Source organism: Paraburkholderia tropica (assembly GCF_900109265.1).
Taxonomy (GTDB): Bacteria; Pseudomonadota; Gammaproteobacteria; order Burkholderiales; family Burkholderiaceae; genus Paraburkholderia; species Paraburkholderia tropica.
The window spans coordinates 15,829-41,383 of the sequence record NZ_FNZM01000032.1; the positions used below are offsets into that span (position 1 = coordinate 15,829).

General features: G+C 66.3%; 20 protein-coding genes. 6 read left to right on the forward strand and 14 right to left on the reverse strand.

From position 1 onward, the window contains the following. The 8 genes from rbbA to BMY06_RS35320 form a co-directional block, all read right to left on the reverse strand. Entirely contained in the window at positions 1-2,736 is a 2,736-nt protein-coding gene (rbbA, locus tag BMY06_RS35280) for a ribosome-associated ATPase/putative transporter RbbA (protein WP_074987510.1), read from the reverse strand. Beyond that, positions 2,736-3,803 (reverse strand): HlyD family secretion protein, encoded by a 1,068-nt coding sequence (locus tag BMY06_RS35285; protein WP_074987511.1) that lies wholly within the window; start codon positions 3,801-3,803, stop codon positions 2,736-2,738. Before BMY06_RS35285 ends, rbbA begins: the two co-directional genes overlap by 1 nt. Positions 3,804-3,819: 16 nt before the next feature. After that, complete coding sequence (locus BMY06_RS35290) at positions 3,820-5,484, reverse strand: efflux transporter outer membrane subunit (protein ID WP_080180675.1); 1,665 nt, start codon at positions 5,482-5,484, stop codon at positions 3,820-3,822. Positions 5,485-6,056: 572 nt separating this feature from the next. Next, entirely contained in the window at positions 6,057-6,566 is a 510-nt protein-coding gene (locus BMY06_RS35300; protein ID WP_176087201.1) for a carboxypeptidase regulatory-like domain-containing protein, read from the reverse strand. A gap of 216 nt (positions 6,567-6,782) precedes the next feature. Beyond that, positions 6,783-8,510, reverse strand: coding sequence for a lactate permease LctP family transporter (locus BMY06_RS35305; RefSeq protein WP_074987512.1), 1,728 nt, complete (start codon positions 8,508-8,510; stop codon positions 6,783-6,785). Positions 8,511-8,617: 107 nt separating this feature from the next. Then, positions 8,618-10,078: a LutB/LldF family L-lactate oxidation iron-sulfur protein gene (locus BMY06_RS35310; RefSeq protein WP_065063365.1), complete on the reverse strand. Its 1,461-nt coding sequence runs from the start codon at positions 10,076-10,078 to the stop codon at positions 8,618-8,620. After that, a complete protein-coding gene (locus BMY06_RS35315; protein WP_074987513.1) occupies positions 10,075-10,878 on the reverse strand; it encodes a LutC/YkgG family protein in 804 nt (267 codons plus the stop codon). The genes BMY06_RS35310 and BMY06_RS35315 overlap by 4 nt, the downstream gene beginning before the upstream one ends. Further along, positions 10,875-11,675 carry a (Fe-S)-binding protein gene (locus BMY06_RS35320; RefSeq protein ID WP_074987514.1) on the reverse strand — a complete coding sequence of 267 codons (801 nt, stop codon included), beginning with the start codon at positions 11,673-11,675 and terminating at the stop codon, positions 10,875-10,877. Before BMY06_RS35320 ends, BMY06_RS35315 begins: the two co-directional genes overlap by 4 nt. Positions 11,676-11,839: 164 nt before the next feature. On the opposite strand from BMY06_RS35320, the gene BMY06_RS35325 reads away from it, so the two are divergent. From BMY06_RS35325 to ppk2, 3 genes are all read left to right on the forward strand, one after another. Beyond that, positions 11,840-12,667 (forward strand): FadR/GntR family transcriptional regulator, encoded by an 828-nt coding sequence (locus BMY06_RS35325; protein WP_080180674.1) that lies wholly within the window; start codon positions 11,840-11,842, stop codon positions 12,665-12,667. A gap of 83 nt (positions 12,668-12,750) precedes the next feature. Further along, on the forward strand, positions 12,751-13,152 hold the full coding sequence (locus BMY06_RS35330) for a VOC family protein (protein WP_065063359.1): 402 nt from the start codon (positions 12,751-12,753) through the stop codon (positions 13,150-13,152). A 175-nt stretch (positions 13,153-13,327) separates the two neighbouring features. Then, positions 13,328-14,266, forward strand: a complete 939-nt coding sequence (gene ppk2, locus BMY06_RS35335; protein WP_065063357.1) for a polyphosphate kinase 2 — start codon at positions 13,328-13,330, stop codon at positions 14,264-14,266. A gap of 123 nt (positions 14,267-14,389) precedes the next feature. Here the strand turns inward: ppk2 and BMY06_RS35340 are convergent, their stop codons facing one another. Beyond that, a complete protein-coding gene (locus BMY06_RS35340; protein ID WP_074987515.1) occupies positions 14,390-15,988 on the reverse strand; it encodes an inorganic phosphate transporter in 1,599 nt (532 codons plus the stop codon). Positions 15,989-16,164: 176 nt separating this feature from the next. Between BMY06_RS35340 and BMY06_RS35345 the strand changes: the two genes are divergently transcribed. Next, positions 16,165-17,856, forward strand: a complete 1,692-nt coding sequence (locus BMY06_RS35345; RefSeq protein WP_244144337.1) for a GGDEF domain-containing protein — start codon at positions 16,165-16,167, stop codon at positions 17,854-17,856. A gap of 240 nt (positions 17,857-18,096) precedes the next feature. Here BMY06_RS35345 and BMY06_RS35350 read toward each other — a convergent pair whose 3' ends face one another. After that, positions 18,097-18,501 carry a helix-turn-helix domain-containing protein gene (locus tag BMY06_RS35350; RefSeq protein WP_065063351.1) on the reverse strand — a complete coding sequence of 135 codons (405 nt, stop codon included), beginning with the start codon at positions 18,499-18,501 and terminating at the stop codon, positions 18,097-18,099. 638 nt (positions 18,502-19,139) lie between these two features. Here BMY06_RS35350 and BMY06_RS35355 point away from each other — a divergent pair. Beyond that, positions 19,140-19,538 carry a hypothetical protein gene (locus BMY06_RS35355; RefSeq protein WP_065063350.1) on the forward strand — a complete coding sequence of 133 codons (399 nt, stop codon included), beginning with the start codon at positions 19,140-19,142 and terminating at the stop codon, positions 19,536-19,538. Between the two features lie 140 nt (positions 19,539-19,678). Here BMY06_RS35355 and BMY06_RS35360 read toward each other — a convergent pair whose 3' ends face one another. Beyond that, positions 19,679-19,915: a DUF2964 family protein gene (locus BMY06_RS35360; RefSeq protein WP_065063348.1), complete on the reverse strand. Its 237-nt coding sequence runs from the start codon at positions 19,913-19,915 to the stop codon at positions 19,679-19,681. 678 nt (positions 19,916-20,593) lie between these two features. Between BMY06_RS35360 and BMY06_RS35365 the strand changes: the two genes are divergently transcribed. Further along, complete coding sequence (locus tag BMY06_RS35365) at positions 20,594-21,631, forward strand: zinc-dependent alcohol dehydrogenase family protein (protein ID WP_065063346.1); 1,038 nt, start codon at positions 20,594-20,596, stop codon at positions 21,629-21,631. A gap of 40 nt (positions 21,632-21,671) precedes the next feature. Here BMY06_RS35365 and BMY06_RS35370 read toward each other — a convergent pair whose 3' ends face one another. The 3 genes from BMY06_RS35370 to BMY06_RS35380 all read right to left on the reverse strand — a co-directional run bounded on the left by BMY06_RS35370 (position 21,672) and on the right by BMY06_RS35380 (position 25,536). After that, a complete protein-coding gene (locus BMY06_RS35370; RefSeq protein WP_065063345.1) occupies positions 21,672-22,265 on the reverse strand; it encodes an IMPACT family protein in 594 nt (197 codons plus the stop codon). Between the two features lie 979 nt (positions 22,266-23,244). After that, complete coding sequence (locus BMY06_RS35375) at positions 23,245-23,556, reverse strand: hypothetical protein (RefSeq protein ID WP_074987516.1); 312 nt, start codon at positions 23,554-23,556, stop codon at positions 23,245-23,247. 318 nt (positions 23,557-23,874) lie between these two features. Beyond that, positions 23,875-25,536, reverse strand: coding sequence for an acyl-CoA synthetase (locus BMY06_RS35380; RefSeq protein WP_074987517.1), 1,662 nt, complete (start codon positions 25,534-25,536; stop codon positions 23,875-23,877). Between the last annotated feature and the right edge of the window lie 19 nt (positions 25,537-25,555).

A 25,555-nucleotide genomic window follows, 5' to 3' on the forward strand; every position in this document is an offset into this window, starting at 1 on the left:
TCAGCTCTCCTGCTTCTTGAGCAGCGCGACGGTCACGCCGAGCACGATGGGCGTGGCGATCGCCAGCGGCCAGAACGAGTTCCACAGATCGCTGAAATGCAACGCCTTGTTGAACACGCCCCGGCTGATGGTGAGCATGTGGCTCGCCGGATAGATCTGCCCGATGATGCGTCCCGCGCCTTCGAGCGACGAAACCGGCGTGATGAGCCCCGCGAACTGCACCGCGGGCACCATCGTGCCGATCATCGTGAAGAACAGCGCGGCGATCTGGCTCTTCGTGAACGTGGAGGCGAGCAGGCCGATGGCGGTCGCGCACAGGCAGTAGAGCATGCCCGCCGCGAACAAGGTCGGGAAGCTGCCTTTGATCGGCACGCCGAACAACGTAATGGCGAGGAACACCATCAGCAGGAAGTTGAGCATCGCGAGCAGCACGTACGGCGCCTGCTTGCCGAGCAGGAATTCGAGCCGCGTGACCGGCGTGACGTAGAGGTTGATGATCGAGCCGAGTTCCTTTTCGCGCACCACGGCGAGCGCGGTGAGCATGGCGGGCATCATCAGCAGCAACACGGGGATCACGGCGGGCACCATCGCGGGCAGGCTGCGCACGTCGGGGTTGTAGCGAAAGCGTGTTTCGACGGCCACGGCGGCATGCGCGTCGGCGCCCAGACGCAGCTTCGCCTGTTCGAGCAGCCAGCCCTGATGCATGCCCATGATGTAGCCGCGCACGGTTTCCGCGCGCTGCGGCATCGCGCCGTCGACCCACACGCCGATCTGCACCGCCTTGCCGCGCGCCACGTCGCGTGCGAAGCCAGGTGGAATCTCGACCGCGAGCGCGAGTTCGCCGCTGCGCATGCGCTTGTCCATGTCCGCGTAGCTCGCCAGCGGCGGCCGCTCGATGAAGTAGCGCGAGCCCGCGAGATTCAGCTCGTAGTTGTGCGAGAGCGCGGTGCGGTCGTGATCGAGCACCGCGAAGCGCAAATCCTCCACGTCCATGCTGATGCCGAAGCCCATCACGAACAGCAGCAACAGCGAGCCCGCGAGCGCGAGCGTCGCGCGCACGGGGTCGCGCCGCAGTTCGAGCGCCTCGCGCCACATATAGCTCCACGCGCGCTGCAGGCTGAAGCCGCGATGCTGTTGCGGATGCGCGGCGGCGTCGGGATTTTCGGCCAGCACGGAGAGTTCGTCGCCGGTGGTTTCCTCGGTGCCCGCGCCCGCATCCACGAGCCAGGCGATGAACGCTTCTTCGAGCGTGGCCGCGCCGCGATCGCGCGTGATGTTCGCGGGCGTGTCGCTCACCAGCACGCGGCCCGCGTGCATCAGCGAAATGCGGTCGCAGCGCCCGGCCTCGTTCATGAAGTGCGTGGAGATGAAGATCGTCACCTGATCTTCGCGCGCGAGCGTGATCAGCAGGCGCCAGAAGTTGTCGCGCGCGACCGGATCGACGCCCGAGGTCGGTTCGTCGAGGATCAGCAACTCGGGCTTGTGGACCATCGCCACCGCGAGCGAGAGCCGCTGGCGCACGCCGAGCGGCAGGCTGTCGGGCAGCGTGTCGAGCGCGTCGGCGAGGTCGAAGCGCTCGACCATTTCGTCGACGCGCGCCGGAATGTCGGCTTCGGGCACATGAAACAGACGTGCGTGCAGCACCAGATTCTGGCGCACCGTGAGTTCGCCATAGAGCGAAAACGCTTGCGACATGTAGCCCACGCGGCGGCGCGTGTCGAGGTCGCGCGGATCGACTTCGTGCCCGAACAGCCAGGCTTTGCCTTCGGTCGCGGGCAGCAGGCCCGTGAGCATTTTCATCGTCGTCGACTTGCCGCAGCCGTTCGAGCCGAGAAAGCCGAAAATCTCGCCGCGCTGAATGCGAAAGCTCACGTGATCGACGGCCACGAAGTCGCCGAAACGCATCGTCAGGTCTTTGGCCTCGATGGCGATTTCGGTGTGCTCGTCGACGTTGAGCGGCACGATCTCGACCGGCTGGTGGCCGCGTTTTTTCGCCTCGGGCAGCAGCGCGATGAAGGCTTCTTCGAGCGAGTCCGTGTGCGTGCGTTCGAGCAGTTCGGCGGGCTTGCCGATCGCGAGCACCGCCCCGTCGTCCATCGCGATCAGCCAGTCGAAGCGCTGCGCCTCGTCCATGTACGCGGTCGCGACGATCACGCTCATCGACGGGCGTTCCTTGCGGATGCCGTTGATGAGGTCCCAGAACTGCGCGCGCGCGAGCGGGTCGACGCCCGTGGTCGGTTCGTCGAGGATCAGCAGGTCGGGGTCGTGGATCAGCGCGCAGCACAGGCCGAGCTTCTGCTTCATGCCGCCCGAGAGTTTGCCCGCGGGGCGCGCGAGAAACGGATCGAGGCCGGTGCTGCGCGTGAGCGCGTCGATGCGGCGGCGGCGCTCGTGTTCGTCGTGGCCGAACAGGCGGCCGAAGAACTGCAGATTCTCTTCGACCGAGAGCGTGGGATAGAGGTTCTTGCCGAGCCCTTGCGGCATGTAGGCGATGCGCGGGCAGACGTCGTCGCGATGCTTCTTGCTCGACATGTCGCCGCCGAGCACGCGCACGATCCCTTGCTGCACCTTGCGCGCGCCCGCGATCAGCGAAAGCAGGCTCGACTTGCCCACGCCGTCCGGGCCGATCATGCCGATCATCAGCCCGGCGGGGATGTCCTGGGTGACGTCGTGAAGCGCGACGATCTTGCCGTAGTGCAGGCCGACGTGCTCGAGGCGAACGACGGGTTCGCTCATCAGGGCACCTTGATCTTGAGTTTGTCGGGCCATTCCTCGTCGGGGTCGAGCTTGACCCAGGCGACGCCGGGCAGGCCGGTCTTCACGTACTTGAGATGCGCCTGAAGCAGCACGGGATCGATCTGCGCCTTCACGCGGAACATCAGCTTTTCGCGCTCGCTTTGCGTTTCCACCGTCTTGGGCGTGAACTGCGCGGTCGAGGACACGAACGTGACCTTGGCGGGAATCACCCATTCCGGCGCGGCGTCGAGAATGATGTGCACGTCCTGGCCGAGCGAGACGCGGCCCGCCGCGTTGGTCGGCAGGAAGAAGGTGAGGTAGACGTCGGCGAGGTCGATCATGTTGAGCACCTTGCCGCCCGCGCCGAGCACTTCGCCGGGCTGCGCGACGCGGTACTGCACGCGCCCCGCGCGCGGCGCTTTCAGATCGCTGTCCTGAATGTCGGCCTGCACGCGGTCGATGGTCGCCTGCGCCGCCGCGATCGCCGAGACCGCGCCCGTCTGCTGCGCCTTGGCCGCCGAGACGGCCGCCGCCGCGGCGGTGACCTGCGCCTTGGCGGCGGCCACGGCGGCTTGCGAGCTTCGCACGCGCGCGCGGTCGTCGTCGAGTTCCTGCATCGACGATGCGCCTTCCTTCGAGAGTTTTTCCGAGCGCGCGAGACGGCGGCGCGCGGCGTCCAGTTCGCTTTCGCGTTGCGCGACGACAGCCTCGGCGGCGCGCTGGTCGCTCTCGCGCAGGGCGATCGTCGCCTTCGCGCTCGCGTCGGTATTGACGGCCTGCTGATGCTGCGCGACCGCTTCGCTGCGCTGCGCCTGGAGCGTTTCGACCTGCATGTGCGCGAGCACCTGGCCCGCCTCGACGAAATCGCCTTCCTTGACCAGCACGTCCTGCACGCGGCCCGCGAGTTTGGTGGCCACGTCGATCTCGGTGGCCTCGATGCGGCCGTTGCCGTTCACGAAACCGGCGCCCGGGCCGCGATCGGCGTAATAGCGCCAGCCGAAATAACCGCCCACCGCGAGCACGATCACGACGACGGCGGGAATCACTTTGCGGGCTGAAATCTGCATGGCGGCAACCTCGGAATCAGGGAGTGTGGGGCGCGGCGGCGGGCGCGCGCGACGCCTTCGGGGCCGGCTTCGCGCTCGGCGTGCCGGTGCCGGGCGCGGCGATCTCGGGCGAAATGGCGTGCGTTGCGCCGGGCGAAACGGTCGCGCCGTTTGTGTCGCTTTCCGAACCCATCACGCCGGGCGCGCTCGTGGCAAATCCGCCGCCGCCGAGCGCCGCATAGAGCGAGACGCGGCTCGACAGATACGCGCGCCGCGTTTGCACGAGCTGCTGCTGCACCGCGAGCAGGTCGCGCTGGGCGTCGAGCACTTCGAGGAACGGCGACGCGCCGTGGTCGTAGCGCAACTGCGCGAGGCGCGCGCGTTCGGCCTGGGCGGCTTCGGTCGCGCGCAGCGTCTCGACCTGTTCGGCGAGCCATTCGCGCGCGGCCAGCGCGTCGGCCACGTCGCGGAACGCCGACTGCACCGCGCGTTCGTACGAAGTCACGGCCTGATCGCGCTGCGACTTCGCGACTTCGAGATTCGATTCGCGGCGGCCCATGTCGAAGATCGGCAGCGACACGCTCGGCCCGAAATTCCACGCGCGGCTCGGGCCGGTGAAGAGGTCGGAAAGCTGGGTGCTGGCGGTGCCGAATGCGCCGGTCAGCGTGATCTTCGGGAAGAATTCCGCGCGCGCCGCGCCGATGTTCGCATTCGCGCCGCGCAACTGGAATTCGGCGGCGACGATGTCGGGCCGATTGGTCAGCAGGTCGGACGGCAGGCCCGGCGGCAGGTCGCGCATCACGGCGTGGTCGTCGAGCTTGACGTCGATATGCGGCATGTCGATGGGCTTGCCCACGAGCAGTTGCAGCGCATTCACGCGCGTCGCGCGCTCCTGCTGGAGTTGCGCGCCGAGCGCCTCGGCCTGGCGCCAGAGCGTTTCGACCTGCTTGAGATCGAGCCGCGAGATCGCGCCGACTTCGTGACGCCGCGTGAAGATGCGGTACGACTCCTTGCGGCTCGCGATCGTCTGCTGCGTGAGGGTGATGCGTTCGTCGAGTTCGCGCAGGCTCAGATAGCTGTTGGCGACCTGCTCGACGACGGTGAGCGTGACGGCCTGGCGCGCGGCGTCGGTGGCGAGATAGTTCTGTAGCGCGGCTTCCTTGAGATTGGCCACGCGGCCCCAGAAGTCGAGTTCCCAGCTCGCGAGGCCGATGCCGACCTGATACTGGCTGGCCGTCACGGGCACGCCGTAACCCGAGAGCTGCGCGGGCACCCGCGCGCGGGCGAGATCGGCTTCCACGCCGATGGTCGGAAACTGGTCGGCGCGGCGAATGCCGTACATCGCGCGCGCTTCTTCCACGCGCTGGATCGCGAGTTGCAGATCCTTGTTGTAATCGAGCGCCTCGGCGATCAGACCTTGCAGCACGGGGTCGGTGAAGTAATCCTTCCAGCCCACCTGCACGGCGCTCAGCGTGTTCGCGCCGTTCGACGGCGTGCCGCTTTCGGGGAAGGTCTGCGGGACCGGCAAGGGCGGCTGCTCATACTCGGGCGCGAGCGAGACGCAGCCGGTGAAGGCCGTGGCGACGGCGGCGAAGGCGAGCGTCAGCGGCCAATGCCGGGCGTGGCGCGACGGAGCGGGCGTGCCGAACGTTCCGGACGAGCCGGTTGCGTCAAACGCGGCAACGACAGGGCGGCGGGTCATGGGTGACTTCTCCTCTCGCGCAGGCTGCGGTTCACACAGGGCGACGCGCGCGGCGCGCGTCATGCGCGCGAGGTCAGCGTCGGGCGTGGTGCGGGCGTCGAGTGAGGGGCGCAGCGGTGCGGCGGGCATCAATGCGCGCCGCCGTGCAAAGGCCGTGACCATCCGGCGTCCGGTGCTTCGATATGGGTGACGGCGCGCCGCATAACAAGCAACGCAAGGTGCGGCGCAGCGCCGCTCCGGCGCGGTGCGCGAACGACGAGGCGAGACGCGGGCGGGTGCACACGCGTCGCAAAGCGGCGATTCGATCGTTGAGTGGTCATCATCTTGCGGCGCGTGTGGCGGACGATGGCGACTCGCGGAATGCGGTGCGCATCGCGTCCGGGACGCGCGCGGCGCACGCGCGTCCCGATTCGCGAACGATCGTGACACAAAGCAAAAAGCCGTGACGGCGAGGTGCGCAGTCGAAACGCGTCGTCCGTTTCGACGCGGCGTGCGCCAATCGAGCGGCGGCGCGTGCCGCCGCCCGACGGGCGCGACTCGCGCGATGGCGGCTTACGCGGGCTTTCTTGCGCTTACATCGGCCAGACGAAAGCCTCGTGCGTGTGCGCGCGCTGGCCGATGTCGACGGTGCGGCGCACGGTCTTGCCGTCGTGGCTCGCAGTCACGATGTAATGGCCGTCGGGCAGCGTGACCAGCATGAACGGACCGTTCGTGCGCGTGGCGAGCAGTTGCTGGCCGTGCGCGTCGGCGATCTTCACCGGCACGTTGGCGAGATATTCATTGCCGCCCGCCGTCTGGCGCGCGAATTCGAGCGAGAGCGGATAACGCGGCATCGCCGCCTTGAACGCCGCCGACTGATCGCTGCCGATGCCGCCGGAGAGATACGCAATCGAGCCTGCGCGTTGCGGCGAAGGTAGCGCGCCGAGATTCGCTGCGGATGTGTCCGCGCTGGCGTTGGCGCTGGCGTTGGCGTGATTCGCAAGCGCCGCCGCGTAAGCCCCTGGTGCGCCGAACGCGCCGAAGGTGAGCGCGAGCGACGCTGTCGTCGACAGCGCCATCCGTGTGAAAGTGCGTGCCTTCATGATCGACCTCCATCGATGTGAACGAGGTGAATCGAGACTAGGCCGCATGACTTAAAAGTCCCTTAAAACAGGGCCGATTTGCCATTTTTCGATCGACACGCAAGTGCAAGCCATTTGAAAAAAAAGCCGCCGGTCGCGAGGCGAACGGCGGCTTGTGCTGGTGCCTTTGTGTGGCGTCGCCGCACGTACTGTGCGGCGCACGGTCGAGCCATGCGCTTACTGCGGAATCATGCCCGTGAGCACATACGCCTGAATCAGCGTGACGATGCCGACGATGCCCGCGAAGAAGAGGCTATGGCGCACCGTGAAGCGGAACAGCGACGCTTCCTTGCCGACGAGACCCGTGGCCGCGCAGGCGACCGCGATCGATTGCGGCGAGATCATCTTGCCGCTCACGCCGCCCGAGGTGTTGGCCGCCACGAGCAGCGTGTCCGAGACGCCGATCTGGTGCGCCGTGGTGTGCTGGAGCGAGCAGAACAGCGCGTTCGACGAGGTGTCCGAACCGGTCAGGAACACGCCGAGCCAGCCGAGGAACGGCGAGAAGAACGGGAACGCCGCGCCCGTGCCGGCCAGCGCGAGCGCCAGCGTCGACGACATGCCCGAGTAATTCGCCACGAACGCGAAGGCGAGCACGAGACCGATCGAGAGCACCGGACGGCGCAGGTCGCCGAGCGTTTCGAAGAACGCGGTCACGGCGGCGCGCGGCTTCATCTTCAGCACGATCACCGAGATGATGGCCGTGATCATGATCGCGGTGCCGACCGCCGAGAGCCAGTCGAGCTTGAACACGGCTTCGTAGGGCTTGGGCGAGGCGACGATCGGTGCGGTGCGCACCACGAGTTGATCGAGGCCCGGCACATGGAAGCTCAGCACGGTGCCCGCGAGCACGCCCTTCGCGGCGAACAGCGCCTTGAACGGCTTCACGCTCCAGACCGTGACGATGGCGGTCAGCAGAATGAACGGCGACCACGCACGCACGGTTTGCGCGAGCGAATACGGCGACGCCTGGCGGCTCGACGCTTTCGTGCCGTTGTTGCCATTGCCGCCGAACTGGCCGCCGCCGAAGCCGCCGAGCGTGGCCGCGCCGCCGCTCATGCGCGCATTTGCGCCGGCTGCTTGCATCGCGCGGCGCGGTTGCCACACGTTGAGGAAGGCCGCGAGCGCGACGAGGCTCACGAGCGCCGAGGTGATGTCCGGCAGTTCAGGCCCGATGTGATTCGACGTGAAGTACTGCGTGATCGCGAAGCTGCCGCCCGCGACCAGCGCGGCGGGCCACGTTTCCTTGAGGCCGCGCTTGCCGTCCATGATGAAGACGAGCCAGAACGGCACGAACAGCGACAGCAGCGGCAATTGACGACCCGCCATCGCGCCGATCAGGAACGGATCGATTCCCGTCACCTGGCCCGCGACGATGATCGGAATGCCCATCGCGCCGAACGCCACGGGCGCGGTGTTGGCGATCAGGCACAGGCCCGCCGCGTAGAGCGGCTCGAAGCCGAGCCCCACGAGCAGCGCCGAGGTGATGGCGACGGGCGCGCCGAAGCCCGCCGCGCCTTCGAGGAACGCGCCGAACGAGAAGCCGATCAGCAGCAGTTGCAGGCGTTGATCGTCGGTGATCGAGAGCACGGAGGCGCGAATCACTTCGAACTGCCCCGTCTTCACGACGATCTTGTAGAGGAACACGGCCGTCACGATGATCCACGCGATCGGCCAGATGCCGTAGGCGAAGCCGAAACCCGCCGACACCAGCGCCTGCTTCACCGGCATGCCGTATTCGAAGATCGCCACGCCGAGCGCGAGCACGAGCGTGATCGCGGCAGCGACGTGACCCTTGAGGCGCAGGCCCGCGAGCGCGACGAAGAAGAACAGGATGGGCACGGCGGCCACGAGCGCGGACAGCCACAGACTGCCGAGCGGGGTATAGATCTGATGCCAGGGTTGCACTACGGTCTCCTCCGATGATGCGGATAAAAATGGCGATGCGGATCGTCAGGCCGGTTATGCAATGTAGTTCGGATGCCTGACGAGTGTGATTCGTAGCGAGTCGAACGCTATTGCGGCTGATCGCGCTCGCTGAGCAGATCGTGCAGGCTGCGCGGCGCGGGCTTGAGCGGCGTGCGATGCTGCGTCCAGCCCATCTGCTGCGAAGGCGCGAGCGCGCGCAGGCGCGTGGCGGCCCAGCGCAGCGCGCGATACGCACGCGGATGCGCGAATGCGCCGCTCCAGAAGCGCCAGACGAATTGCTCGCTCTTGCTGTGATTCGCGCCCTGGCCGCGCAGCGGATGCGCAACCGTTTCGTCGGGCGCGCGATTCGCTTCGGTGCGCAGACGCACGAGCAGTTGCGGAATCGGAATGCGCACGGGGCAGACTTCGCCGCAGGCGCCACACAGGCTCGACGCGGTGGGCAGATCGGCGGTCGCGTCGAGGCCCAGCAGATGCGGCGAAATGATCTTGCCGATCGGACCCGGATAGGTCGTGCCGTAAGCATGGCCGCCGATGCGCGTGTACACCGGGCAATGATTCATGCACGCGCCGCAGCGGATGCATTGCAGCGTGGCGCGCAACTGCTCGTCGGCGTAGGCCTGGCTGCGGCCGTTGTCGAGCAGCACGAGATGCACTTCGCGCGGACCGTCTTGCTCGCCCGCGCGGCGCGGACTGCTGATCAGATTGAAATACGTGGTGATCGGCTGGCCGGTCGCCGAGCGCGTGAGCAGGCTCGAAAGCGGCACGATGTGTTCGAGCTTCGCGACCACTTTTTCCATGCCCATGATCGCGATATGCACGTCGGGGACCGTGGTCGACAGGCGGCCGTTGCCTTCGTTTTCGACGAGCCAGAGCGTGCCGGTATCGGCGGCGGCGAAGTTCACGCCCGAGAGACCGATCTGCGCGTCGATGAACGCGCGGCGCAGCGCGCGACGGCCCGTTTGAATCAGCGCGTCGACGTCTTCGGTATAAGGCGTGTCGGGAATGTGTTCCTCGAACAGATGCGCGATGTCGCCCTTCGTCTTGTGGATCGCGGGCATGACGATATGCGAGGGCTTTTCGCCCGCGAGCTGCACGATGTACTCGCCCATGTCCGACTCGATGCAGTCGATGCCGCGCTCGCCGAGGTAATGGTTGAGCTCGATTTCCTCGCTCGCCATCGACTTGCCCTTGATGACGCGCGTCGCGGCATGACGTTGCGCGATCTCGTGGACGATGCGATTGGCGTCGTCGGCGGTTTCGGCCCAATGCACGTGCACACCGTTCTCGCGCAGCTTCGCTTCGAGCTGTTCGAGCAGATCGGGCAGACGCGCGAGCGCGTGCTGGCGCACCGCTTCGCCGAGGTCGCGCAGTTGTTCGAGTTCGTCGGCTTCGGGAAACTGCGCGGCGCGCTTGCCTTGCAGGAAATCCATCGCGCCGCGAAAGCTCTTGCGCAATTGCGGGTCGTCGAGCGCGGTGCGCGCGCGAGTGCGGAACTCGGCGGTGGGCATGAAATGCAGCGTGTTTTCAGCGGTGCCGGCCGTGCTCATCGTGCGTCTCCCTGCGGGGCGGCGTTGTTATCGGCGCTGTCGTCGGCGCTGTCGTCGGCGCTGTCGTCGGCGCTGTCGTCGGCGTTATCGTCGATGACGATCACCCACAGCGCGCGCGGTCCGTGCGCGCCGTATGCGGTGGTCTGCTGGATGTCCGAGGTCTTCGACGGACCGGAGATCATCACGAGATTGGTGGGCATGCCGTCGCGCCAGCGCTCCGCTTTGGCGGCGGCGTGCAGATCCGCGTGCAAGGTGTTGGCATACACGAGCGCGACGTGCAGCGGCGGCACCAGCGAAACCGTGCGCGGCGCGTTGGCGTCGGGGACGACGATCAGCGTGCCGGTGGCCGCGAGGCCCGAGCGCGCGACCGTGAAGCCCGCATCGATCGTGTCGAATAGTTCGGACTTCCAGGTTTCGATCGGCGCGTCGTAATGCTTCGCGGCAATCTGCGCAGGCAGCGCGGCGGCGAGTGCCGTGCCTTCGGCGCTCGACGGATCGAGCAGCAGACGCTTCACGCCCGCCTGCGCGAGACGGCCCGCGAGTTCGGCGGGCCAGGCTTGCGCGGTCGTGATCGTCACGTCGGCGTGCGCGGCTTCGAGCATGTGCTGGAATTGCGCGAGGCGCTCGGAATGCGTCAGGTTCGCGAGGGCGCGGCGAGCATCGAAATGCGCGTCGATGCGGGTATCGAGTGCATCGATCTGCGTGGGCGCGGCGGCTGCGGTGGGCATGCTCGCACGCAGGCGTCCGAGCATGCGCGCGCGGGCGCCGGATGAGTCAGGTGTCTCGACTGCGTGGGTCATGCTGCGTCTCCGCCCGTGCGCCGCCACAGGAAGCTGGCGAGGTGTTCGACTTCGAGCGGCGCGCCTTTGCGCTCTGCCGCGTGGCCGATGTTCAGCAGACAGCCGCAATCGGCGGAAACGAGCCGGTTGCAGCCGGTCGCGCAGGCCGAGGCGATCTTGTCGGCGACCATCGCGCCCGAAATGTCGGGGTGCTTGAGCGAGAAGGTGCCGCCGAAGCCGCAGCATTCCGATTCGCGTTCGTGCTCGACGCGCGTAACGCCGGGCAGCGCATCGACGGCTTCGACGCCGTGTACGCGCGTGCCCATCTCGCGGCGCGCGCCGCACGAGGTGTGCAGCACGACGCGCTCGTCGGGCTGGGTGCGTGCGGCGTCGGCGTAAGCGCCCGCTGCGCCCAGATCGACATCGAGCACGCGCACGAGGAATTCGGTCAGTTCGTAGACGCGCGACGAGAGGTCGAGCGCGCGGGCTTCGTCAGCGGCTTCATCCGCGAACAGGGCGGCCCAGTGATGGCGCATCATGCCCGCGCACGAACCCGAGGGCACGATCACGGGCCACGGCTGCTCGAACAGGCCGAGCTGCGCGCGCGCCACCTCGCGCGCCTGGCGCGGGTTGCCGCTGCTGTACGCGGGCTGGCCGCAGCAGCTCTGGCCGCGCGGAAAGTGGACCGTGAGGCCTTCGCGTTCGAGCAGCTTGACCGCGTCGAGTCCGGCCTGCGGCACGAACAGGTCGACGAGGCAGGTGGCGAACAGGTAGACGTCGGTGGGACGCGGGCCGGTGGGGTAGAGCCGTGGCTTCATGTCTCGCTTTGGTATCGGGTGGCGCGTCGTCCGGCGCGGTGGTGCGCGGCAACGGCAGGTTTGTGGCGCATAATTGCCGCTTCGGGCGGCGCACACAAACTGGTTGGACCAGTGCGCATTCGCGCGCCGCCCGGATCACACGAAACACATCTCGGGGACGATCAATGAGGGACAGGGCGGGCGCACGCGGGCGCGTGGAAACGGTGATGAGGCGCATGGAAACGTCGCTGCTCGACGGCACGTGGGGCGCGGGCGCGAAGCTGCCGTCCGAGCGCGTGCTCGCGCAGGATTACGGCGTGGCGCGCAACACGGTGCGCGAGGCGACCCAGCGGCTCGCTGCGCGCGGACTCGTGGCGAGCCGCGCGGGCGCGGGCGTGTTTGTGACCGATCAGCTGCGCACGGGCTTCGCTTCGCCGTGGGGGCAACTGGTGGCCGACCATCCGGCCTTGCGCGACGACATCCTCGAATTCCGCCGCGTGCTGGAAGGCGCGACCGCGTATTTTGCGGCGCTGCGCGCGAGCGATGACGATCTTGCCCGCATCCGCGCGCAGATGGACGCGCTGGAGCGCACCCGCGAAGCCGACGACAAGACCGCCGAGGCCGACGCCGACGCAAAGCTGCACGAAGTCATCGCGCAGGCCTCGCACAACGCGATGTTCCTGCATCTGCACACGAGCGTGCTGGGCGTGCTGCGCGAGCACATCACGATCAACGGCACGGGGTTGCGCGAGCAGACCGCCGACGCCTCCGGGCTGTTGCTCCTGCAGCATCGCACGCTCTGCGACGCCATTCTGGCGCGGCGTCCCGAAGAGGCGCGCACGGCCATGCAGACGCATATCGACTTCGTGCGCGCGCGGGTCGGCGAGGAGAGCGGATTGTTCGAAACTGGTCCGACCAGTGGCGGTGAGCCCGGCGATCAAGCCGCTGGCAAGAAGGGCCGCCGATCCGCCGCGCCGAAGCTGGCGGACAGGTCAAAGCGCGGGCGCGCCTGACGCCCGTGGCGGCGAAAGGCTGCTAAAGTCGGCGGACAGGGGCCGTGCGCGGCCCGCGACACCCATCACAAGGAGGCCAGGCCATGACCCCGCCCGCCGCGCGCAACGAAGCGCGTATCGAATCATTGAGCGCCGTGACCCTGACCGTGAGCGATCTCGCGCGCTCGCTGCGTTTTTACGAGCCGCTTGGCTTCGCGCACAAGCCGGGGCCGCGAATTGCGGGCTTCGCGTCGTTCGTGCTCGGCGGCGATGGCGGCGGCGAGTGCTACCTGAACCTGCTCGAAGGGCCGCATGACGCGGTGGCGGGCTGGGGTCGCGTGATCCTCTACGTCTGCGGCGTCGACGCTTTTTACCAGCAGGCCGTGGCCGCCGGTTTCTCGCCCGAATTCGCGCCGCAGGACGCGCCGTGGGGCGAGCGCTATTTTCATCTGCGCGACCCGGACGGGCACGAACTCAGTTTTGCGCAACCGTTGCCGCGCACCTGAGCGCGCGCGGAGAATCGGTAAATCAGCGAATCGGCAATTCAGGCCATCGCGCGATGCATATGAAATACGCGTGACACCCGCCGCGCCGATAGTGGCGTGTGGCCGTGTCCATCGGCGCTTCGCTTGCGGGGCGCATCCGGCGCGGGGTGCCATTGATCGAAAAAGGAGAGTCGCCATGAACGAACTGGACCGCGAAGCGGCCATCGAGCAGGATCTGGAAGCGGAGCGTCATCGCCGCCGCCGTCTCGACGAAGAACTCATCGACGCCTACGACGAAGAGCTCGAAATGGAAGTCGACGACCGCCTGCAGGAAAGCGGTCTGCAGATCAGCGACGAAGCGCGCGCGCTGCGCCGCGTCTATTTCCGCGAGCTGATCCGTCTGCAGGGCGAACTCGTGAAGATGCAGGACTGGATCATCAGCACGGGGCATCGCCTCGTCGTGATCTTCGAGGGCCGCGACGCGGCGGGCAAGGGCGGCGTCATCAAGCGCATCACGCAGCGTCTGAATCCGCGCATGTGCCGCGTGGCCGCGCTGCCCGCGCCGAACAACCGCGAGCGCACGCAGTGGTATTTCCAGCGTTACGTGCAGCATCTGCCGGCGGGCGGCGAAATGGTGCTGTTCGACCGGAGCTGGTACAACCGCGCAGGCGTCGAGCGCGTGATGAACTTCTGCACCGACGACGAATACGAAGAGTTCTTCCGCTCGGTGCCCGAGTTCGAGAAGATGCTCGTGCGCAGCGGCGTGCAGATCGTCAAGTACTGGTTCTCGATCACCGACGACGAACAGGAAGTGCGCTTCCAGAGCCGGATCGACGACCCGCTCAAGCAGTGGAAGCTCTCGCCGATGGACCTCGAAAGCCGCCGCCGCTGGGAAGCGTACACGCACGTGAAGGAAGTGATGCTGCAGCGCTCGCATATTCCCGAAGCGCCGTGGTGGGTCGTGCAGGGCGTGGACAAGAAACGCGCGCGTCTGAACTGCATTCACCATCTGCTGAGTCAGGTGCCGTATCACGAGGTCGAGCATCCGCAGGTGACGCTGCCCGCGCGCGTGCATCATCCCGACTATATCCGCCAGCCGGTGCCGGAAAACATGTTCGTGCCCGACGTGTATTGAGCGCCGCGTCCGGTTCTCAGCCGGCTCGAATAGAAAAAGCCGCGCCCCGAAAGGAGCGCGGCTTTTTTGCTGCGGTGCTGCTTTTGCTGGTGGTCCTTGCCGATAGCGATACGAATGCGGCGCTCAGAACAGGTGGCGGAACACCCAGTACAGGCCGCCCGCGAGCACGATCGACGCGGGCAAGGTGAGCACCCACGCGAGCACGAGGCTGCGCACCGTGTTCCATTGCAGGCCCGAGCCGTTGGCGGCCATCGCGCCCGCCACGCCCGAGGACAGCACGTGCGTGGTCGAGACCGGCAGGCCGTACACGTCGGCGGCGCCGATGGTGGCCATCGCCACGAGTTCGGCGCTCGCGCCCTGGCCGTAGGTCAGATGCTGCTTGCCGATACGCTCGCCCACCGTCACCACGATGCGCTTCCAGCCGACCATCGTGCCGAGACCCAGCGCGATCGCCACCGCCACCTTCACCCACGTCGGGATGAACTTGGTCGCGTGATCGATCTGACTGCGGAAGTTGTCGATCGCCCTGGCGTCGTCGGCGGCGAAGGCGGGTTGCTTCGCCTTGTCGATCAGGCGGATCGCTTCCGAAATCACGTACATGTTGTTGCGCACGTTATCGACCACCGATTGCGGCACGTTGGCCATCGAGCCGTAGCCGGCCACCTGCTGGCCTACTTCCGCGGAGAGCGCGGAGAGCGCCGGAATCGTCTGCGGCGAGAGCGTGCGCGAGCTGATATAGCGCTCGACTTCGCTGCGCACGGCGGCGGCGTCGGTCGGCGTGGGCACGCCGTTCGCATACTTCCCGAAGGTGCGCGAGGCCTGTTCGGCGACCGCGACGAAGGTCTGCGATTCGCCCGTCGTCACGGCCTTGTTGAGCGCGTAAGCGGTCGGCACGGTGCCGATCAGGATCAGCATGATGAGGCCCATGCCCTTCTGGCCGTCGTTCGAACCGTGCGCGAACGAGACGCCCGTGCAGGTGAGAATCAGCAGCGCGCGGATCCAGAACGGCGGCGGTTCCTTGCCCTTCGGCTCGGCGTAGAGCGCGGGCACGCGCACGAGCGCCTTGAGCACGAGCAGCAGCAGCGCCGCGAGCAGGAAGCCGACGAGCGGCGAAAACAGCAGCGACTTGCCGACGCCCATTGCCTGGCTCCAGTCCACGCCGCTCGTGCCAGTCGAACCGTGCATCATCTGGTTCATCAGGCCCACGCCGATGATCGAGCCGATCAGCGTATGCGAACTCGACGACGGCAGACCGAAGTACCAGGTGCCCAGATTCCAGATGATCGCCGCGATCAGAAGTGCGAACACCATCGCGAAACCGGCGCTGCTGCCCACCTGCAGGATCAGCTCGACGGGCAACAGTTGCAGGATGCCGAACGCGACCGCGCCCGAGGACGTGAGCACGCCGAGGAAATTCCACGCGCCCGACCAGATCACCGCGAGGTTCGGCGAGAGCGAGTGCGTGTAGATGACGGTCGCCACGGCATTCGCGGTATCGTGGAAGCCGTTCACGAATTCGAAGCCCAGCGCGATCAGCAGCGCGATGCCGAGCAACAGCCAGGGCAACGCGGAGCTTTCGCGCACGGGAGACAGATCGTCGGCGAGATGCATGCCGACATAGACGGCGCCCGCGGCGATCACGAGCAGGAAGGCGAGCAGGCTCGCGCTGCGGCCGCGTGCGGGCGAGGCGCCAGGCTGCGGTGACAGGGAAAGGTCCGGCATGACGTGCTGGCTCCTGTGGCTGAAAGGGCGATGAAAATGCGGCGAAAGTCGCGCTTCCGATCATCCGGAGCCAGCGTGTCGGATTGATGACATTTTCATGCGTACGGCTCGCCAGGCACGCAAGAAAAGGGCGTTTTACGCGTGTTTTGCGTGTCAATCGTCGGAGGAATGGGCGCGTGGTCGAACGTGTTCAAGAGCCTGAACGCCATCCCGCCGTGGCGGAGGACGAGGCGAATCGCAGCGCTTCGCCCGAGCCGTGGCATCGCCGACCGCTGGCGCGGCGCGTGCTTTCGCCGACCCAGCGTCTGCGCCGCTGGCTGTTCGCGCAGGGCAGGCTCGCCACGCGCGCGATCGGCAATCATCCGTTTTTCGCCGGGCTCTCGGGCACGCTCGTTGCCACGGTGATGGCGACCGTCACCTATGTGGCGCTCTACGAAAGCCGCGCCGAAGAGATGCGGCACGCGGTCGAGAATTCGCAGAACATCTTGCGGCTCCTGAGCAGCGACATCGCGCGCAACGTCGAGCTATACGACCTCTCGCTGCGCGCCGTGGTTGCGAGCGCGCAGGAACGCGCGACGTGGACGCTGCCCGACGCGCTGCGCCAGCGCGTGCTGTTCGACCGCGCGACGGCGGCCTCGTATCTCGGCGGCGCTTATGTGCTCGACGCGCAAGGCCACGTGAAGGCGTCGCAGAGCGGCGAGGCCGCGCCGAATCTGTCGGTCGCCGACCGCGATTATTTCGTCGCGCAGCAGCGCGATCCGCAGCTCGGCCTGTTCATTTCGAAGCCTTATGCTTCGCGGCTGCGCAACGGCGTGCTGTCGATCGGGCTCACGCGCCGCATCAGCGCGCCCGATGGCGCGTTCGCGGGCGTTGCGCTGCTCGGCGTGCGGCTCGAGTATTTTCAGCAGTTGCTCGATCACATCGACGTGGGGCCGCGCGGCGTAGTCTTCATCATGATGGCGGATGGCACGCTGATCGCGAGCAAGCCGTTGATACCGAACAGCGTCGGCGCCAATTTCCGGCAGGGGGAAACCTTCAAGGTCGTGTCGAGCCGTCCCGCGGGCACTTTCGCGGCGCATTCGGGGACCGACGGCGTGGAGCGTCTCTACACGTGGGGCCGCGCGGGCACGACGCCGATCATCATCGGCGTGGCGCCCGCGGTCGCCGATATCCTCGCGGGCTGGCGGCGGCGCAGCATGGTCGCGCTCGTCATGACGACGGTGTTCGGCGGCGCGTGGGTGGCGGTGTCGTGGATTCTCGCCTTCGCGCTGCGCGACAAGCTGATCGCCGAGGGCGCGTTGCTGCGTCTCGCGGTCACCGATCCGCTCACGGGACTCTCGAATCGGCGCGCGCTCGATCAGCGGCTCGTCGCCGAATGGCAGCGCGCGGTGCGCGAGCGCGCGCCGCTGGGCGTGCTGTTTCTCGACATCGACCACTTCAAGCTTTTCAACGACACCTATGGCCACGCCGCCGGCGACGAGGTGCTCGCGCTGGTGGCCGAGCGCATCGCGTCGGGCACGCGGCGCGCCGCCGATATGGTCGCGCGCTACGGCGGCGAGGAATTCGCGGTGGTGCTGCCCGGCGCGACGTTGGCGGGCGCGGAGAAGGTCGCGCAGAAGATCCGGCGGCGTATCGAGTCGGCGAATCTGGCGTTCACGGGTTCGCGCCACGGCTGCGTGACGGTGAGCGTGGGCTGCGCGAGTTGCGAGCCGCCGGTGGGCGGCAGCGGCGCGAAGCTGCTGGCCGCCGCCGACGTGCAACTCTACGAGGCGAAGAACGCCGGGCGCAACCAGGTGCGCGCGAAGGCGTGGACCGGCGCGGACGACATCATGCCGGGCCCGGCTGCGGCGACGGATATGACGAGCTGAAATTCGGGCTGAATGGCGAACTGATTGGCGGGCAGATTGGCGCGTTTGCGCGGCGAGCACTGAATGGGGCGCGCGTGATGAGTCTGCGCGAAACCGCCGCGGAGCCGCCCTCGTCGCGCGACACCCCGCACAACGCCTGCACCGAGCCGCGCGGGCGTCGTGAAGACGCCCGCGGCCAGGTGCAACCTGATTGCGACGTTTGCCCGGATCGCCGGACCTGCTCGCGTGAATCCGTTCGAATCAGCGTGCCGATTTCGAGAGGCGATGGCCGAGGCCAAGATTCGACACGATCTGCCACGTATAGACGCGCGAATAATGGACGCCGAACTGGCGGCCGATCAGTTCGCGCACGCGGCTGTTGGTCCACGCGTCGCTTGCAAAACCATGCTCTCGCGCCGAGCCGTGCAACGCATTGGCGATCCAGCCCAGCGCGGCGTGGTCGAGCACGGAAGGACGGCCGCCCACGCTCATCTGCTGGAGCGCGGCGAGCCCGCCGTCCTCCACGATGGACTTGTAGCGGCGCACCGTCTGGGCGGAGAGGTGCAGCGAATCGGCCACGGCATGCACCGTGGCGCCTTCCACGAGCATCTGTCCGGCGGCCATCCGGCGCGCGACGCTCGGCAAATTTTCGGTTCTGGTCAGCATGTGATCACTCGTCGACGAAAGATTCCGGTCATGCGGCTTGCGGATGCGCCGCTCCTTCAACCCAATTCCTGCATGCGGGTCTTGTCGTTTGCTGCGGCCTTGCGTCAACTCCTGCCCGACGCGCGGCCTCTTGCGGACGGCGAAACGTGACGCCCACTCGGGACGTCCACCTGGGACGCGTGCGGACTGCTCGGGCAGTCCGCAGCGGATATTAATAATTGTTTTTGTAGGGAATGTGTATAGCTGGCGGAAAAATAGTCTGCTTGACTTACGGATTTTCCTGGACTATCGGAAAAAATGAACGTATCCAATTCGATCAACAATACCGCGAGCCATTGCGCATTCGCGCCATCATGGACCGCCGATTCGCTCGAAGCAATGTTTGCAATCCTTTTTATCACGACCGCCCACGGGCAGATTACGAGAGCGATCCCGTAAATTTCGGCAGAATGCATTTCCGATTTCCATTGAATCGTTTTGCGAAATTCGAGGGGCCTGAATTCACGCGTTTGAATCGCTGAATGCGATTTGAATTGAATCGGACGGATCGAAAAGGCGGACCGGTTTCACGCTGCTGCGCGTCGCGGCGCGAATCCGTCGGGTCTCTTCCGCCTCGCATACTTTTACGGGCTACAGCAATGCATACTGAACTCGACGAAAAGGTGGGACGCCTGCTGCGGCGCGCAGCCAGCCGGCGCGGCCTCGTGCCGTATGGGGCTTTTCACGCGCTGTTCGCGCAGACCGTGCCGCTGCGCGAACGTTATGAGCAGCTCGAAGCGGCGGCGGCGGCGCTGTGCGAGCCGCAGGTGGCCGATTACGCGTCGCTGCTCGCGACCGATTCGGGGCTGCCGGGACCGGACTTCTTCACGCGCTTCCGGCGGCTGCACGCTGAGCGCTATTACGCGACGCTCGGCGCGGACCGCCATCGCATGCTCAAGCTCACGGAAAAGCGCCAGCTCGCGAGCGAGGAGCGCGAACGTGTCTACGACCACTATCGCAGCGCCGAGCCTTGCGTGGCGCTCGGGCAGGACGCGTGAGTGCCACGTGAAGGGCGCCGCGCGGTTGAATCGTGCAGGCGTGCTGAAGCGTCGTTGATTGCAGACGTGGCGCGCGTCGCGTGGCAGGCAGCGCGCGCCGCCTGCCTGATCCGCGCGGAGCGGATCGAGGGTGATCGACGCTAGTCGACGCGATTGCGGTCGCGCGCGAGAATCGAGACGTACACCGCCGTCGAGACGATGATCACGCCCACGCCGATCATCACTTTCTGGTTGTTGAACTGCACGAGCCCGAGCACGGCGATCGCGATGCCCGTGGCCGAACCGAGCGTCCCGATGGCCGCCACGAAGATGCGCAGCTTGCTCCAGACGCGGTGGCGCCGTTCGGGACCTGCGCCTTCCCTCAAACGATCGAACATCTTCTCGTCCCTTTCACGTGATGTGCGCGGTCTGATGACCCCGCGTGGCGGCGCATGCGCGGCCGCGCGCGCAGACCTCTTTGTGACAAGATTAGACGATCGTGCGCTTCGTTGCTTTCGGAATGACTGCAATGCGGGCTGCGATGCGCTGTCATGAAGCCGCCGTAACGAAACTTTCTGCGGACTTTTCCATGGCTTTAAGTTTGCCTTAATTTTGCGTCGCCATGATGGGTGCGTCGGGTCGATTCGATAGTCGATTCGCGGTTGTTCTTCACGTCCCCTGTTAGCCGCCGATTTTCATCGGCGGCTTTTTTTGTCGCGTGCGATTGCGTGCGCGATTGCGGTTTCGCGCGGTGCCCGCTTTGCCCTTACTTCGCCATTCTCTTCACTTTTTCAATCGATTGTGATTGACGTGAGCTGCGACGATTCGTCCGTGCGCATTCGTTCACTTGCGCAGTCTCGTGCACGCTTCAGGTGCTAAGCTCGAGTGAGTGCGGATGCAGTCCGTCATGAGATCGCATGACGCGCAACGGTCGCGTTAATCGATGAAATCGGCGAAATAATCGCATCCGCTCTCGCGCAACACGCACACGACACGCAATGACACAGCGGCGAAGCGCGCGGCCATTGCACATCGTTTCTTTTCTTTTCCTCGCATCGTCTCACTGGAGGAGCAAGATGAAAGCGCTCGTATTCAATGGGCCCGGCCAGAAAGCGCTGGAAGACAAACCCGAACCGCAACTCGAGAAGCCGTCCGATGCCATCGTGCGCATCACGAAGACGACCATCTGCGGCACCGATCTGCATATCCTCAAGGGCGACGTGCCCGAGGTGAAGCCCGGCACGACGCTCGGTCACGAAGGCGTGGGCGTGGTGGAAGCGGTGGGCGAGGGCGTGTCCAATTTCAAGGTTGGCGACGCGGTGCTGATTTCCTGCATCAGCTCGTGCGGCAAGTGCGAATATTGCCGCCGCCAGATGTATTCGCACTGCACCACGGGCGGCTGGATTCTCGGTCATCTGATCGACGGCACGCAGGCGGAGAAGGTGCGCATTCCGCACGCCGACACGAGTCTCTATCACCTGCCGAAGGGCGCCGACGAAGAGGCGCTCGTGATGCTCAGCGACATTCTGCCGACCGGTTTCGAATGTGGCGTGCTCAACGGCAAGGTCAAGCCGGGGCAGTCGGTGGCGATCGTCGGCGCGGGGCCGGTCGGGCTGGCGGCGCTCATGACGGCGCAGTTCTACGCGCCGGGCCGCATCGTCATGGTCGACCTCGACGACAACCGGCTCGAAGTCGCGAAGCGCTTCGGCGCGACCGACGTCGTGAACAGCAAGAGCGGCGACGCCGTCGAGCGCGTGATGGCGCTCACGAACGGGCGCGGCGTGGACGTGGCGATCGAGGCCGTGGGCATTCCGGCGACCTTCTCGATCTGCGAGTCGATCATAGGCGCGGGCGGCACGATTGCGAACGTGGGCGTGCACGGCACCAAGGTCGATCTGCATCTGGAGAAGCTCTGGGCGCACAACATCACGCTCACGACCGGACTCGTCGACACCTACACCACGCCGATGCTGCTCGCCACCGTCGAGTCGAAGCGGCTCGAACCTGGCAAGCTCGTCACGCACCGCTTCACGCTCGATCAGATCATGGACGCGTACGCCACTTTCGGCGAAGCGGCGCGCACGCAGGCGCTCAAGGTGATCATTTCGGCCTGAGCGCGCGCGTCGGAATGTCAGAGCGCGAGCGCTGCGTCGCTTAGTCGTATTCCGGAAAGCCCGCGCGACCTTGCGTGAGATCGCGCAGCGTGTCGCGCGCGGCTTCCACTTCGGTGGCCGGAAGCTGGACCGTCAGGCGCACGGTCATCGTGTAGCGGCTGTCGACGAGCGTGTGCTGACCTTGCTCGATCCAGTGGCGCACGCGCGTTTCGTCGGGATAGCCCACTTCCACCGTGAAGCGCGCCTGTGCGATGCGCTCGACGCGCGGCGCGTCCTTGAGCGCGTGTGCGATGGCGTCGGTGTAGGCGCGCACGAGGCCGCCCGCGCCGAGCTTCACGCCGCCGTAGTAGCGCACCACCGCGGCGAGCACGCCGTCGAGATCGTGATGGCGCAGCACTTCGAGGATCGGGCGGCCGGCCGTGCCCGAGGGTTCGCCGTCGTCGGACATGCCCGACTGGCCGCCTGCCAGCAGCGCCCAGCAGACGTGCGTGGCCGTGGGATGTTCTTCGCGCAGACGGCGCAGTTCGGCCATGGCGGCTTCGCGGTCGGCAACCGGAATCGCGAGGGCGATGAAGCGGCTCTTGCGGATCTCGAGTTCCGCGCCGACGGAGTTGGCAAGGGTATAGGTGGGCAAAGCGGGCGGGGCCGGTAGCAAGGCCGGAGCGGCCAGGGCAAACCGTCATGTTAGCGGATGTGCCGGCGCGCGCGGCCGGCCGAACAGGCCGCGCCTGCTATCGAGCGATAGTGAGGCAAAAAACTGCGACGTCAGGCCGCGCTGCGGCATCTTGACAATTTCCGTAATGGATTCTTGCGCGTTGTGCTAATGACGCTTTGGGCGCGAGGCCCGATAATGCGTTCCATGACGGGTCTAGCTCTGGCTGGAGCGAATCCGAACTCCTCATTCGGTGATCCGTCATATACCGATTTCGTCGTGGCGCCGCAGCTCCTGCGCCGCGATCTCCCAGACGCTTCCTCTCTGCGGCAAGCACGCAGAAAAAATCCCCGGTCAGGATATGCTCCGATGACCGGGGGTCATAAGGCTCGCCTGTTCTCAAGAGGCGATTCCACCTTACGCCCATCAAAATTCCGCGGCAACGCAAAAAAATGTCGCAGGCCGTGCGCCGTCTGCGTGCGGGTCTGCTCGCGCGATGGCGTCTGAGCGATTTTTCGCGCGCAAAAAAAAGCCCCAACCGTAGCGGCCGGGGCAATGAGAATACACCGTGCGCTCCGGGGAACGAAACGCCCAACCACCTTAACCGCCAGTCCGGCCAGGATCAACGCGGGCGCATTACGCAGCATTACCTTCTGTGCGCTTGCGCACTTATCCGCCGTGCGTAAGCGCAGCGCCAGGCGCGTGTTTTTCCCTTCGTTCGCGTCGATTGTGATTCGGAGGCCAAATCAAGCGAAGGCGAGCGATAGTCGCAGTTAGCAGGATTCAGGTAAGGGAGTGAAATGCGCGCTGCGCCGCGCCGCCCGAAAATGGCGCGAAAGCGCCCCGGCGAGGGGAGAAATGCGCCGAGGCCGGTCTCTCTTTCGAAGAGACCGGCCTCGGCGGTCCGGCTTAGCGTAAGTCCGTCGCGCGGCGCTCGAAGGCAGCCGCGCGAGATCACGCATTAGTAGCGCGGCGGGGGCGGCGGACGATGGTCGTCGTGACCGCGCGGACCCGGATCATGCGGGTGACGGTGCATCCACTCGTCATGTTCCCAATAGCGGTGGCCGTCCCAGTAACGGTTGTCGTGCCAGCCGATCGACAGTTGCACGCCCACCGGCATCATGTGGGGCTGACCGTATTCGGGCGCCGAGTCGGCACGCAGGCCGTACGGGGCGGATTGAGCGAAGGCGCTCGAGGCGCCCATCAGCGCGCCGCCGGCCAGCAGTGCAGCCGCGAGGACACGTGCGGGGGTCTTCCAGCTCTTGGTGTTCATGTTCTTTCCTCCTCTTCGGGTTCATCGTCGCGGCGCATCGGTTGTTGCGCTGCGTTCGACCACGGAACCAAGCTTAGCGAGAGGAGCGCGGTGAAAACGTGACCACTTGTAAGCTTTCGTTTCACTCAAACTGTCATAAGAAATAGGCCCTTTTAACAGTCGAACCTTGATGCAAAAAGGATTACCGCGCCTTTCTGAAGATTGCGCGCGGTAATCAAAGGGCCAGGTTGTCAAGAGGCGTTACATTCGACGGCGACCCGACGCGGCTTCGACGCCGTCCGACGCCTCTCGCCGCGCCCTGTATCTTTCAAAAGCCCTTCATTTTGCGGGCTTTTCCGTCTTGCCGAAGTCGATTGCGTTCTGCGATCCCACCTTTGCGCGCAACTCGTACTTCTGGATCTTGCCGGTCGCGGTACGCGGCAACTCGCCGAATTTCACCACGCGCGGCACCTTGTAGCTGGCGAGAAACAGCCGGCAATGCGCGACGATCTCCTCGGCCGTCGCGCTCGTGCCCGGACGCAGCTCGACGAACGCGCACGGCACTTCGCCCCACTTCGGATCGGGCATCGCGACGACAGCGGCCAGCGCGACCGCCGGATGGCGATACAGCGTGTCCTCCACTTCGATGCTCGAAATGTTTTCGCCGCCCGAGATGATGATGTCCTTGCTGCGGTCGGTGATGCGCACGTAACCGTCGGGCGTCATCACGCCGAGATCGCCCGTATGGAACCAGCCGCCGCGAAACGCTTCTTCGGTGGCGCGCTCGTTCTTCAGATAGCCCTTCATGCAGATGTTGCCGCGGAACATGATCTCGCCGAGCGTTTCGCCGTCGTTGGGCACGGGTTCCATCGTCGTGGGGTTGAGCACGCTCACGCCCGCCTGCAGGTGATAGCGCACGCCCTGACGCGCGGCGAGGCGCGCCTGCTCGTCGTCGGGCAGCGACTTCCACGCGTCCTGCACGGCGCACACCGACGCGGGCCCATAGACGTCGGTGAGCCCGTAGACGTGCGTGAGTTCGATGCCGATCTGCTTCATCTTCGCGATGACGGCCGGCGGCGGCGGCGCGCCCGCCACCATCGTGCGCACCGTGTGCGCGATGCCTTCGCGATACTCGGCGGGCGCATCCGCGAGCGCGCCCTGCACGATGGGCGCGCCGCAATAATGCGTGACGCCTTCGGTGCGGATCAGGTCGAACACGAGTTTCGCGTCGAACTTGCGCAGACACACGTTCACGCCCGCGCGCGCCGCAATCGTCCACGCGAAACACCAGCCGTTGCAGTGAAAGAGCGGCAGCGTCCACAGATAGACGGCGTGCTTCGGCAAATCCCATTCGAGGATGTTGCTGAGCGCGTTCAGATACGCGCCGCGATGGTGATAGACCACGCCCTTCGGATCGCCCGTCGTGCCCGAGGTGTAGTTGAGCGCGATGGCGTCCCATTCGTTGGCGGGCAACTGCCACGCGAACTCGGGATCGCCCTGTTCGAGGAAGGTCTCGTAGTCGATCGCGCGCGGGAAATGCTCGGGGTCGGCGGGCGCCACGTCGGCGACCGTGATGATTTTCAGTTCGGGAAATGCGAGCGCCGCGCGTTGCGCGAGCGCGGCGTATTCCGTATCGACGATCAGCGCCTTGGCCTCGCCGTGACGCAGCATGAACAGCATGGTCGCGACGTCGAGCCGCGTGTTGAGCGTGTTGAGCACCGCGCCCAGCATCGGCACGCCGAAGTGGGCTTCGACCATCGCGGGAATGTTGGGCAGCAGCACGGCAACGGTGTCGCCGCGGCCGATGCCCGCGCGCTGGAGCGCGCTCGCGAGGCGGCGCGTGCGTGCGTAAGTGTCGCGCCAGTTGCGGCGCACGCTGCCGTGGACCATCGCGAGCCGGTCGCCGTAGACCTCGGCGGCGCGCGCGATGAAATCGATCGGCGTGAGCGGGACGTAATTGGCTTCGCGCGGCGCGAGGCCGTCTTCGTACGGATGCAACATGGCGCTGTCTCCTGTCTGC